This is a genomic window from Nocardia acididurans (genome assembly GCF_016741815.1).
Lineage (GTDB): Bacteria > Actinomycetota > Actinomycetes > Mycobacteriales > Mycobacteriaceae > Nocardia > Nocardia acididurans.
The window spans coordinates 22,034-33,868 of record NZ_JAERRJ010000004.1 but is presented as its reverse complement, the minus strand read 5'-3'; the positions used below and the strand labels follow the sequence as shown (position 1 = coordinate 33,868).

At 69.3% G+C, this 11,835-nt stretch carries 10 protein-coding genes and 1 tRNA gene; 7 read left to right on the top strand and 4 right to left on the bottom strand.

Annotated elements, in window-relative coordinates; genetic code table 11:
• Positions 1–162: 162 nt before the first annotated feature.
• From JK358_RS10900 to JK358_RS10890, 3 genes are all read left to right on the top strand, one after another.
• A complete protein-coding gene (locus JK358_RS10900) occupies positions 163–522 on the top strand; it encodes a prealbumin-like fold domain-containing protein (protein WP_201946382.1) in 360 nt (119 codons plus the stop codon).
• Between the two features lie 47 nt (positions 523–569).
• Entirely contained in the window at positions 570–1,169 is a 600-nt protein-coding gene (locus tag JK358_RS10895; protein ID WP_201946379.1) for a TIGR03086 family metal-binding protein, read from the top strand.
• Between the two features lie 322 nt (positions 1,170–1,491).
• Complete coding sequence (locus JK358_RS10890) at positions 1,492–2,883, top strand: hypothetical protein (RefSeq protein ID WP_201946377.1); 1,392 nt, start codon at positions 1,492–1,494, stop codon at positions 2,881–2,883.
• On the opposite strand, the gene JK358_RS10885 is transcribed toward JK358_RS10890, so the two are convergent.
• From JK358_RS10885 to JK358_RS10870, 4 genes are all read right to left on the bottom strand, one after another.
• Positions 2,838–4,049 (bottom strand): alpha/beta hydrolase family protein, encoded by a 1,212-nt coding sequence (locus JK358_RS10885; RefSeq protein WP_201946374.1) that lies wholly within the window; start codon positions 4,047–4,049, stop codon positions 2,838–2,840. The genes JK358_RS10890 and JK358_RS10885 overlap by 46 nt on opposite strands.
• Positions 4,050–4,290: 241 nt before the next feature.
• A tRNA-Arg gene (locus JK358_RS10880) sits at positions 4,291–4,363 on the bottom strand.
• A gap of 113 nt (positions 4,364–4,476) precedes the next feature.
• Positions 4,477–5,211 (bottom strand): DUF305 domain-containing protein, encoded by a 735-nt coding sequence (locus tag JK358_RS10875; RefSeq protein ID WP_201946372.1) that lies wholly within the window; start codon positions 5,209–5,211, stop codon positions 4,477–4,479.
• On the bottom strand, positions 5,211–6,149 hold the full coding sequence (locus tag JK358_RS10870; RefSeq protein ID WP_201946371.1) for a thioredoxin-like domain-containing protein: 939 nt from the start codon (positions 6,147–6,149) through the stop codon (positions 5,211–5,213). Before JK358_RS10870 ends, JK358_RS10875 begins: the two co-directional genes overlap by 1 nt.
• 125 nt (positions 6,150–6,274) lie before the next feature.
• On the opposite strand from JK358_RS10870, the gene argS reads away from it, so the two are divergent.
• The 4 genes from argS to thrC are packed head-to-tail and all read left to right on the top strand — an operon-like array spanning position 6,275 to position 11,774.
• Positions 6,275–7,933 carry an arginine--tRNA ligase gene (gene argS, locus JK358_RS10865; protein ID WP_201946369.1) on the top strand — a complete coding sequence of 553 codons (1,659 nt, stop codon included), beginning with the start codon at positions 6,275–6,277 and terminating at the stop codon, positions 7,931–7,933.
• Positions 7,934–9,355 carry a diaminopimelate decarboxylase gene (gene lysA / locus JK358_RS10860; RefSeq protein WP_201946367.1) on the top strand — a complete coding sequence of 474 codons (1,422 nt, stop codon included), beginning with the start codon at positions 7,934–7,936 and terminating at the stop codon, positions 9,353–9,355.
• A complete protein-coding gene (locus tag JK358_RS10855) occupies positions 9,352–10,689 on the top strand; it encodes a homoserine dehydrogenase (RefSeq protein WP_201946365.1) in 1,338 nt (445 codons plus the stop codon). Before lysA ends, JK358_RS10855 begins: the two co-directional genes overlap by 4 nt.
• Positions 10,686–11,774: a threonine synthase gene (gene thrC / locus JK358_RS10850; RefSeq protein ID WP_201946362.1), complete on the top strand. Its 1,089-nt coding sequence runs from the start codon at positions 10,686–10,688 to the stop codon at positions 11,772–11,774. Before JK358_RS10855 ends, thrC begins: the two co-directional genes overlap by 4 nt.
• The last annotated feature ends 61 nt before the right edge of the window (positions 11,775–11,835 follow it).

Sequence of the window (11,835 nt, the reverse complement as noted above, 5' to 3'; positions counted from 1 at the left end):
CTCGACGGTCGCGCCGACCCCATCCGGGTCCGCCGGGTCAGCGTCGCCGCCCGGTTGGGTCCGGGGATGCGCCGTGTCGGGCGGACCGCGGTGCGGGGGAGCGCCGCCGACGCCTATATTGGCGCGAGGACCGAACGGCCCGTTGTTCCGATAGGAGATCCGTTGCGTCGCACGATGTTCCTCACCGCCACCCTGGCCGCCGCGGCGTTCGTCGTCGCGCCCGCGGCCGATGCGCAACCGGCGGGCGGTGATTCCGCCGTGCGGGTGCAGGCGGTGTGGGGGCCGGAGCAGTTCCCGATCGCGGGCGTGACCGCCGAGATCACCTCGTGCGCGGGCGGTCCCGCCCTCGGCACGGTGACCACCGGCAACGACGGCACCGCCACCTTCACCGGCGGCGCGGGCTGCTATCGCGTCGCGGCGGGAACGTTGAGCGGCTGCTCGGTCGACGGGGACGCCGCCCAGCAGGTCACCACGATGCCCGGCCTCACCCCGACCGCCACCTTCCGGTTCCGCTGCGCGTAATTGCCCGAAACGTCCTGGCCGCCCCGGCGCGGGGTTAGCGTGGAGGTATGGCGGACAAGGACCCGGCACTCGTACTCGTCGAGCGGGCGGTCGCCCAGATGGCCGAGGTCATCGCCGCGATCCGGCCCGACCAGGCCGAACTTCCCACACCGTGCGAGGACTGGCCGGTGCGCCGGGTGATCGGGCATCTGCTCGGCCAGATCCTGCCCAATTTCACCGTCGCGGCACGCGGCGAGACACCCGACTGGCATGCCGCCGAAGGGGAATTCGGCGACGACTGGGCGGCGGAGTTCCGGGCCGGGTCCGGGGAACTGCTCGCCGCCTGGCACGCCGCCGACCTCGACCAGGAGGCCCCGGTCGCCGGTGGCGGCACCGCCCCGCTGCGCACGCGCGCCGATCAGCAGATCACCGAATTCGCCATGCACGCCTGGGATCTCGCCACCGCCACCGCCCAGGACCGCGAACTCGACCCGGAACTCGCCGAACACGGCCTGGCCTGGTCCAAACAGCTCCTGAAACCCGAATTCCGCGGCCCCGGAAAGGCTTTCGGCCTCGAGATCCCCATCGCAGACAACGCCCCCGCCTACGATCGCCTCGCCGCCTGGTTCGGTCGCGACCCGCACTGGAAGCCCACCCTCGGCGCCTGACCTCGTCGGGTAGCCGCCCCGCCAATTCCGGCGCGCGCCGGTGGCCGCGATCCGCACCGGCCCGTCGTGGACCCCGCCCACGCGCTGTCGGCGACGACCGCGAGGGTATGGGCCGCGCCAGCGGTGGCGTCCTCGGGCTCGGATGGCCCCGAGGGATCTAGGCCGGGGTCACCGTGGGGCTTGGGCCGGCGATCAGCGGGGTGTTGTGCCCGGGATCACCCGACCGGCCCGGCGCGTATATGACTGTTACCCTCGTATTCAGTTAGCTGTTGTTTCGCAGTAGCGCGATAGGCGTCGCATCACCGATAGGGCAGGTGGCGAGATGGGCGCGAGGTTCGCGTTGACGCACCCGACAAGTGAGCCCGCGTGGCCGGATATCCGCAGGTACAGCGGGAGAATCGAGACCATCGCCGCATTTCTGGGTGCGGTGATCGCGGGTTTGTTGCTGCTGGCTCCGCTCGATCTCGGGCGCACGGCCGACGGGCCGATTCTGCAACTGGATCTGCTGGTGGTGAACATGCCGCGGGCGGCTGCGGCGGGTGCTGTTTTCGCCGTGGTGAGCGCCGGGCTCTCCGTCGCGCTGGGCCGGCGGGCGGCCTGGATCGCCGCGCTGGGCAGTGCCGTGGTCCTGCTGGTGGGGCACCTGTTCGAGCGGGCCGAGGCCACCGCGGGCACGCTCACCACGGTCAACTACATCGACTCGATCTTCAGCGGCATCCTGCTCGGCGCGCTCGCCGTCGCGGTGGCCGGGCACCGGGCCGCCACCACCGCCTACCTGATCGGCGCGCTCGCCAGCATTCTGATCGGCGACCTCACCGCGCTGCCCTCACCGGGCGCGACCAACCGGCCCTTCATCGAATGGGCCTCCTCCGGTATCCCGCCGGTCTGGGTGCTGATCCTGGGCGTGGTGGCGCTGGTGGTCGCGACCGGCGTCCAGGTGCACGAGCGCGCCCTCGAGAACGAGAACACCGATCTGCCCATCGGCCCCATCGTGGCCGCCCTGCTGTTGGTGACGGCGACCGTCGCGAGTACCGAGTGGCTCGTGCGGCACGCCACCACGACCGTGAATATCGCTGCGGCACTGACTGTCATCGTCGTCGCGGCCCTGCTCGCCGCCTTCCTGCTGCCCGGCCGTGACGGCACGCTGGTACTGCTGGTGGTGGCGGTGACGAACGCGGGCAGCGCCGTCATCGCGGTGCCCCGCCCCGATTGGAGCGCCCCGCTGCCCCTGATCGCCGTGGCCGCCGGTTACGCCCTCGGCCGCCGCCTGCCCAATCCGTGGGCGGGAGTCGCCGGTTGCGCCGCGCTGTCGGTGTTCGCCGCGGTCACCGCGCCGATCGGTCACCAGAGTGAGGTGGTGCCGCTCATCGGCATCACCGCCTTGGGCCTGCTGCTGGGCTACTGCTTCGCCGCGGCCGCACCCACCGCGGCCATCGGCAGCGTGGTCGCCATGACCGCGCTCCTGGTGCCCTGCCTGGTGACCGCCTTGCGCGGCAGCAGCTTCGGGCGCGTCGCGTATTCGCAGCACTGGTACCGCGATCCGAACGGCTACATCACCGCCGGCCCCGGCTGGCTCGCGCTGGCGACCGCCGTGGGATGCGCCGCCTCCATCTACCTGCTGCACCGATTCCGTGGTGCGGCAGTGGATTTCCCGGGGCCGGTTGGGCTTCAGCGTCCGAAGCGGGCGTTGACCCAGGCCAGCGCGTCGGAGTAGGACGCCTCCAGAATCCCGCGATGGTCCGCGCCCGGATAGCCGCGATACTGCACCGGCTGCCCGCTCACCCGCTGCCGCGCCACCATGGCGTCGGTGGCGAAGGCGGGCACCGTGGTATCGGCGCGACCCTGCAGCACCAGGACCGGCTGCGCGAAAGTCAGTGCGCTGGGGTCGTTCTCGTTCAGCACCCGGATCAGCGCCGCGGCATCGCCGGTGGGGGAGAACACTTCTCCGGCGGGCACTCCGCCCCATTCGTCGGGCCGCCGCAGTTGGCCGATGCAGCCGGTGTCGGCCAGCGCCATCATCGAGTCGGCGCGGGCGGTGAGGAAGTGGGCCGGATCCACCGCCGCCACCGTCTGCGCGCCCCGAATGATCAGCGGCAGAAAGGATGTCGCCCCACCGGTGAAGGATCCCACCGCCGTGGCGGCCCCCACCGAGGTGGCCACCCGGGTCGCCTGCAGTCCGATGCCCTGATGGGAGGCCGGGGCCAGCGCGACCGATCCGATCAGTTGCAGCTCCGGCGCCCATCGCTGGGCCTGCGCGGCGGTGAAGATCGCCGCCTGACCGCCCTGCGAATGGCCCATCGCCACCCAGCGGGTGCCGATCCCCGGATCGATTTCCCGTGCGGCCCTTGCCATATCGGTCACGGCCCGCTGCTCGGCGGCGCCGATCAGGTAGCCGTGCGGGCCGGGCGTGCCCAGCCCCTGGTAGTCGGTCTGCGCCACCGCGTATCCGGCGGCGATCCACCGCGCCTGCACCCGGCGCACCAGGGAGGTGTAGTCGTGTGCCGGGAATTCGTCGGAGGTGTCCAGCGACGGCGCGCACATATCGGCGACCCCGGTGGTGCCGTGCGCCCACGAGATCAGCGGCCAGCCGCCCGCCGGTGGCGTCCCCTCGGGCACGGCGAGGGTGCCCGACACCGGCACCGTCCGCCCCTGCATATTCACCGACCGGTACAGCACCAGATAGTTCTGCGCCCCCGGCAGCGCCGGTTCGTCGATGAGCGGCCGCAACTGGATCACCGATCCCGGCGCCCCGGGCACGCGGTCCTCGGGCGGATCGTAGAAGGCGGCCGCCGGGTTCCCCTCGTCCGAGACGGGCAGTGCCGCAACGCTTCCGGTGGCGGCGATCGATCCGGCGAGCACCGCGGCCAGGGTCGTGGTCACGATGCCAGCGCTCGTGCGTCGGGCGGCCGCAGCCCCCGCCCTCGCGATCTCGATCTCCGACATGTGAAAAACATACCGTTCCGTCTGGCTATCCAGCGGCAAGGCAACGCACCCCGATCCGTGCCGTGTATGCACTGCTCGGTGTCGGCCGAGTCGATTGACAATCGATATCAACGCTGCTAGACGCCCCGGCGAATAAGTAAGGCCCCGACCGTGATTCACGATCGGGGCCGTACTGCGGTGCCCTCGGCAGGATTCGAACCTGCGGCCTTCTGCTCCGGAGGCAGACGCTCTATCCCCTGAGCTACGAGGGCGGGGATGGACCCCCTCGGCGCTGCGAGCGGGCTGGGAAAGCGTATCGCATGGACTGCGCTGCGCCAAAAACATTCGCGGACCGGGTGTTATTCGGGCACCCGGTCCGCGCGGGTCAGTTCATCGGGAGGGGGGTGGCGCCGCGTTCGGTGAGCATGGTGGTCATCAGCTGGGATTCGCCCGCTTGGGTTTTGGCCATGCTGGTCGCCAGGGAGCGCACCGCGTCGGTGTCGGCGTGCTGGGTGGCGTACTCGATCATCGGCATGCCGCCCTGGTGATGGCGCAGCATCAGCTGCAGGAACATCACGTCCAGGGCCGGGCCGGTGGCCTTGCCCAGGGCGGTGAGCTCCTCGGTGGAGGCCATGCCGGGCATGGACTGCACCGGGCCGGAATGGTTGCCCGCGGTGGTCGTGCCGCCGTGGTGGCCCGCACCCGACGAATTGCTCATCCAGCCCATGTAGCCGCCCACCGGCAGCATCGGCTCACCCCACATCTGCAGCCAGCCCTGCATGCGGCCGGCCTGGCTCTGCTGGGTGGTGAGGATGTCGTAGGCCAGTCGCTTCACCGCCGGATCGGTGGAACCGCTGAAGGCCACCGCCGACATCTCCACCGCCTGCTGGTGATGCACCGACATGTCCTGGCAGAAGCCGACGTCGACGGGGCTCGGCGCGGTATCGGCCTTGTTGTCCAAGGGAATTCGCAGCAGCACGCCCAGCGCCACGCCCAGCAGCAGCACGCCGATCACACCCAGGACCAGCAGCGCGGTGCGCTGGCCGGTCCGGGCGGGAGCGTCGGCGGGGTCGGCCCCACCGAAGTCACGGATCTCGTCGTCGGGCACCAGCGGAGCCATCACTGACCCGCGGCCGGCGCGTCGGTCGCCGGACCCGGGTTCTCGGTCTGCCCGTCGGCCGGAACCGGCACGGTCGGGAAGAGATCGGTGGGCAGGGTGCTCCCATCCAGGCCGCCGAGGCCGCCCAGATCGCCGCCCGGCAGACCGCCCGGCATCAGACCGCCGGTGCCGCCCAGCTCGGTCGGATCCGGGGTCAGGCCGTTACCGTCCATCGGCACCGCGTCCGGACCCGGCGCGCTCGGATCGAACGCGGGCGGGTTGTTCGGGTCGAAGGTCGGGTTCGCGCAGCTCGCGCCGACCTCGGGGTAGGTGTTCGGGTTCAGGCGCAGATCCTTGATGAACCGATCCACCCGGGCATCGCTGACCGAGTCCAGCTTGAGCTGATGGCCCCACGCCTGCAACGAGATAGGCTTGTCCAGGTTCGGGTAGGGCGACATCAGCATGTACGGCTGGCCCTCGACCTTCTTCTTCAGAGTGTCGATACCCGCGGCGTCCACCTTGTCCGGGTTGTAGGTGATCCACACCGCGCCGTGCTCCAGCGAATGCACCGCGTTCTCGGTGCGGATCGCCTTGCTGTAGACCACGCCCGTGCACGCCGCCCAGGACGAGTCGTGCGGGCCGCCGAAGGCCGGGGTCTGGTCGTAGGCCACGCGCTGCGTCGATGCCACGTGCAGGCCCGCGTCGTACTCCTTCTTCACCACGCCGTCGATGTAGGCCGACGGGTTCTTCAGCTCCTCCTTGGCGTGGTACTTGGGCACCAGGTACCAGGCGATGGCCCCGACCAGCGCGACAATCGTCACGATCGCGCCGATCAGCATCCAGGGAACGTTACGTTTGGTGGGCAGTTTGCCGCCGCCACCGCCCTTGCGGAGCGAAGGCGACGATTTGCCCGCGGCCTTGATGGCCTTGGCCGACTTGGCACTGGTCCTGCTCGGCATCGCTTGTTGTGCTCTTTTCGACGTGTCGGACAATCAAACGATGCGGGGAGCATCGTTTGCTGGGCGCCTGCCCGGTAGGTGCCCGCTCGCGGCGGTTACCTGCTCAGACCATAGGATAGTGACTCGTGACTCCAGCTGACCTTGCAGATCTCCTTCGCGCTACCGCGGCGAAGGTACTTGTCGAACGCGGATCCGACCCTTCGGTCCTGCCCGACGAGGTCAAGGTGGAGCGCCCCCGCAACCCTGAGCACGGTGACTATGCCACGAATTTGGCGATGCAGGTAGGTAAGCGGGCTGGAATGGCACCCCGCGAATTCGCCGAACTGCTGGCCGCCGCGCTGGGCGAAGCCGACGGTGTCGACGTCGCCGAGGTGGCCGGTCCGGGCTTCCTGAACATCCGGCTCGCCAAGGCCGCGCAGGGCGCGATCATCGAGACGATCCTGGCGGCGGGGGAAAGGTTCGGCACCGCGGACGCACTCGGCGGCCGGCGGATCAACCTGGAGTTCGTATCCGCCAACCCGACCGGACCCATCCACCTGGGCGGCACCCGCTGGGCCGCGGTCGGCGACGCGCTCGGGCGCATCCTGTCGGCGCAGGGCGCGGACGTCACCCGCGAGTACTACTTCAACGACCACGGCGCGCAGATCGACCGCTTCGCCAACTCGCTGGTCGCGGCCGCCACCGGGCAGCCGACGCCGGAGGACGGCTACGCGGGCGCGTACATCAACGAGATCGCCGAGACCATCGTGCGGGCGAACCCGGGTGCGGCCGAACTGCCGGAAACCGAACGCCACGAACTGTTCCGCCACGAAGGCGTCGAGCTCATGTTCGCGCACATCAAGCAGACGCTGCACGACTTCGGCGTCGACTTCGACGTGTACTTCAACGAGAGTTCGCTGTTCGCCTCCGGCGCGGTCGAGAAGGCCCTCGACGAGCTCAAGGCGTCCGGCAACCTGTACGAGAAGGACGGCGCGTGGTGGATCGCCTCCACCGAATACGGTGACGACAAGGACCGCGTCGTCATCAAGAGCGATGGAAAATCCGCGTATATCGGCGGTGACATCGCCTACTTCCAGAACAAGCGCTCGCGCGGCTTCGATCTGTGCATCTACATGCTGGGCGCGGACCACCACGGCTACATCGGCCGCCTCAAGGCCGCCGCCGCGGCGTTCGGCGACGACCCCGACACCGTCGAGGTGCTCATCGGCCAGATGGTGAACCTGGTCAAGGACGGTCAGGCCGTGCGCATGAGCAAGCGCGCCGGAACCGTGGTGACCCTGGACGATCTGGTGAGCGAGATCGGCGTGGACGCCGCCCGCTACTCCCTGGTGCGCAGCTCGGTGAACTCCAGCATCGATATCGACCTGGATCTGTGGACCCGGACCGACAACGAGAACCCGGTGTACTACGTGCAGTACGCGCACGCCCGCACCAACCAGATCATCGGCAATGCGGCGGCATTCGAATACGGCTCGGTGACACCGGATTTCGCGCTGCTGGTCGACGACCGCGAGGGCGAGCTCATTCGCACCCTCGGCGAGTACCCGCGGGTGCTGGCCACCTCCGCCGACATGCGCGAGCCGCACCGCGTGGTGCGGTACCTGGAGGAACTGGCGGGCGCGTACCACCCGTTCCAGTCCGACAAGACGCTGCGCGTCATTCCCCAGGGCGACGAGCCCGTCACCCCCCTCAATGCCGCTCGTCTCGAGCTGGTCAAAGCTACCCGTCAGGTTCTCGCCAACGGCCTCGGCCTGCTAGGCGTCTCAGCTCCGGAGCGTATGTAAATGAGTGCACACCCCGCCGGTCCCCGCCACGCGGACATCCCGCCCGCCCAGAATCTGCCCGCACGGCCTTCCGAGCCGAAGCAGATGATCGAACTGCCCGCGAATGTGTGGCCGCGCAACGCTTCTCGCGACGAGGACGGCGTGGTGCGCCTGGCCGGTGTGCCGGTGCACGAACTGGCCGCCGAATTCGGGACCCCGCTGTTCGTGGTGGACGAGGACGACTTCCGTTCCCGCTGTCGGGATATGGTCGCCGCCTTCGGTGAGGGTGCGCGAGTCCACTACGCCTCCAAGGCCTTCCTGTGCGGCGAGATCGCGCGCTGGATCCGCGACGAGGGCCTGCACCTGGACGTCTGCTCCGGCGGCGAGATGGCCGTGGCACTGCACGCGGGCTTCCCGGCCGAGCGAATCGCACTGCACGGCAACAACAAATCGGTGCCCGAACTGGAGTACGCGGTGCGGGCCGGGGTCGGTCACATCGTGCTCGACTCGCTGATCGAGATCGACCGCCTGGAAGCCGTCGCCAGGACCGCGGGCAAGGTCGTCGACGTGCTGGTGCGCGTCACCGTCGGTGTGGAAGCCCATACCCACGAATACATTTCGACCGCGCACGAGGACCAGAAGTTCGGCTTCTCCATCGCCAGCGGCGATGCCATGCAGGCCATCGCCCGCGTCTTCGAATCCGACAACCTGCGCCTGGTCGGCCTGCACAGCCACATCGGCTCGCAGATCTTCGAGATCGACGGCTTCGAGATCTCCACCCGCCGCATGCTGGGCGTGCTGCGCGAGGTCGCCGACAAGTTCGGCCCCGAGCGCGCCGCACAGGTGAATGTGCTGGATCTCGGTGGCGGCCTTGGTATCTCGTACCTGCCGCACGACGATCCGCCGTCCCTGGTGGACTTCGCCGCCAACCTGCGCCGCATCGTCGCCGAGGAGGCCGAGCGCGCCGGACTGCCGATGCCGATCATCGCCGTCGAGCCCGGTCGCGCCATCGCCGGACCCGGCACTGTAACGCTGTACGAAGTCGGCACCATCAAAGATGTGGTGCTGGACGCGGGGCTGCGCCGCCGCTACGTCAGCATCGACGGTGGCATGAGCGACAACATCCGGCCCGCGCTGTATCAGGCCGAATACGACGTCCGGCTGGTGTCGCGTTCCAGCGACGCCGACCCGGTGGTCGCCCGTGTGGTCGGAAAGCATTGCGAGAGTGGGGATATCGTCATTCGTGACACCTGGGTCCCGGCCGATGTCGGCCCGGGGGACCTGGTGGCGGTGGCGGCGACCGGCGCGTACTGCTACTCGATGTCCAGCCGTTACAACCTGCTCACCCGGCCCGCCGTGGTCGCGGTGCGAGATGGTAAGGCGCGCTTGATTCTTCGCCGTGAGACGGTGGAGGACCTACTGAGCTTGGAGGTGAAAGCATGACCGAGGCGAACAACGCCAAAACCGGCGTGTGGGGATCGGATCACCCGATCGGAATCGCGGTCCTCGGCATGGGCACGGTCGGTACCGAAGTGGTCCGCATCATCCGCGATCACGCCGACGATCTGTGCAACCGCGTCGGCGCACCCGTGGTGCTGCGCGGGGTGACCGTCCGCGACCTGAGCAAGGATCGCGGCATCCCGGCCGAACTGCTCACCACCGACGCCGAGGCGCTCATCGCCCGCGACGACGTCGATATCGTCGTCGAGGTCATGGGCGGGATCGATCCGGCCCGCAAACTCATCAAAACCGCGCTGGAGAACGGCAAGTCCGTCGTCACCGCCAACAAGGCGCTGCTGGCCGAGTACACCGGTGAACTGGCCGCCGCGGCCGAAAGTGCCCGCGCCGACCTGTATTTCGAGGCCGCCGTCGCCGGCGCCATCCCGGTGATCCGCCCGCTCATCCAGTCGCTGTCCGGTGACCGGGTCAACCGCGTGGTCGGAATCGTCAACGGCACAACGAATTTCATCCTCTCCGCGATGGCCGAGACCGGCGCGGACTACGGCGACGTGCTCGCCGAGGCCACCCGCCTGGGCTACGCCGAGGCCGACCCGACCGCCGATGTCGAGGGCTACGACGCCGCCGCCAAGGCCGCGATCCTGGCCAGCGTGGCGTTCCACACCCGGGTGACCGCCGCCGACGTCTACCGCGAGGGCATCTCGAAGATCACCTCCGAGGATCTCGAGACCGCCGCCGCCGTCGGCTGCACCGTGAAACTGCTGGCCATGGCCGAGCGCGTCAGCGACGAGGGCGGCAAGGACCAGGTGTCGGTGCGCGTCTACCCGGCGCTCATCCCGCGCAAGCACCCGCTCGCCTCGGTCAGCGGCGCGTTCAACGCCGTGGTCGTGGAGGCCGAGAACGCCGGTCGCCTGATGTTCTACGGGCAGGGCGCGGGTGGCGCTCCCACCGCGTCCGCGGTCATGGGCGATCTCGTCATGGCGGCGCGCAACAAGTTCTTCGGTGGCCGCGCTCCGGGCGAATCGGTTTATGCTGAGTTGCCGATCGCGTCGATCGGCGACACTCCCACCCGCTATCACGTGAACCTGCAGGTCGCCGACCGCACCGGCGTTCTCGAAGCGGTGGCCGGCGAATTCGCCAAGCACGGAGTCAGCATCTCGACGGTCCGTCAGGAGGGCCAGAACGAGGGCGCCCGCCTGGTCGTGGTGACCCACCACGCGCAGGAATCGGCGCTGGCGGATACCGTTGCCGCGTTGGCCGAACTGGACTCCGTCACGTCCGTGACCAGTGTTCTGAGATTGGAAGGCACCGAGGAATGAGTACGACTGCGCGGGCTGCTGGTGTGCATACCCCGTGGCCCGGTCTGATTGACGCCTACCGGGATCGGCTGGCGATCCCGGCGGACTGGGAAGCGGTCACGCTGTTCGAGGGCGGCACCCCGCTGGTGCCCGCGCACTACCTCTCCGAGGTGACCGGCTGCGAGGTGTACCTCAAGGTCGAGGGCGCGAACCCGACGGGTTCGTTCAAGGACCGCGGCATGACCATGGCCATGACCGACGCCAAATACGCCGGTAAGAAGGCGGTGCTCTGCGCCTCCACCGGCAACACCTCGGCCTCGGCCGCCGCCTACGCCACCCGCGCTGGCCTGCACTGCGCGGTGCTCATCCCGCAGGGCAAGATCGCCATGGGCAAGCTGGCGCAGGCCGTCATGCTGGGCGCGAAGATCATTCAGGTCGAGGGCAACTTCGACGACTGCCTCGAACTCGCGCGCAAGGTCACCGCCGACTTCCCCGAGGTCGGCCTGGTGAACTCGGTCAACCCGGCCCGTATCGAGGGCCAGAAGACCGCGGCCTTCGAAATCGTCGACGCCCTGGGCAAGGCGCCCGATGTGCACGCGCTGCCGGTCGGCAACGCGGGCAACATCACCGCCTACTGGAAGGGCTACAGCGAGTACTACGCCGACGGCGTCAGCACCTCGCGCCCGCGCATGCTCGGTGTGCAGGCCGCGGGCGCCGCGCCGCTGGTCAACGGCGCCCCGGTGAGTGATCCGGAGACCATCGCCACCGCCATCCGGATCGGCGCGCCCGCGTCGTGGAACGGTGCGATGAACGCCAAGCAGGAGTCGGGCGGCGCGTTCCGCGCGGCCACCGACGACGAGATCCTCGCCGCGTACCGCCTGGTCGCGGCCAAGGAAGGCGTCTTCGTGGAACCCGCTTCGGCCGCGTCGGTCGCCGGTCTGCTGGCCGCGCGCGCCGAGGGCTGGCTGGAGCCGGGCCTCACCGTGGTCTGCACCGTGACCGGCAACGGTCTCAAGGACCCCGACAACGCGCTCAAGGGCATGCCCGAGGTGAAGCCCATCGCGGTGGATCCGGTGGCCGTGGCGCACGAACTCGAGCTGGCCTGACCTTGAATTCGCGTGAAGGTCAACTCCGCGAGCGAGCGCAGCGAGAGAGCCATGAAGCCGG

Excerpts from the sequence above, each read along its gene's own strand:
- JK358_RS10895 (WP_201946379.1), top strand. The coding sequence starts at position 570 with ATGGCGGACAAGGACCCGGCACTCGTACTCGTCGAGCGGGCGGTCGCC.
- JK358_RS10890 (WP_201946377.1), top strand. The coding sequence starts at position 1,492 with ATGGGCGCGAGGTTCGCGTTGACGCACCCGACAAGTGAGCCCGCGTGG.
- JK358_RS10875 (WP_201946372.1), bottom strand. The coding sequence starts at position 5,211 with ATGGCTCCGCTGGTGCCCGACGACGAGATCCGTGACTTCGGTGGGGCC.
- JK358_RS10870 (WP_201946371.1), bottom strand. The coding sequence starts at position 6,149 with ATGCCGAGCAGGACCAGTGCCAAGTCGGCCAAGGCCATCAAGGCCGCG.
- lysA (WP_201946367.1), top strand. The coding sequence starts at position 7,934 with ATGAGTGCACACCCCGCCGGTCCCCGCCACGCGGACATCCCGCCCGCC.
- JK358_RS10855 (WP_201946365.1), top strand. The coding sequence starts at position 9,352 with ATGACCGAGGCGAACAACGCCAAAACCGGCGTGTGGGGATCGGATCAC.
- thrC (WP_201946362.1), top strand. The coding sequence starts at position 10,686 with ATGAGTACGACTGCGCGGGCTGCTGGTGTGCATACCCCGTGGCCCGGT.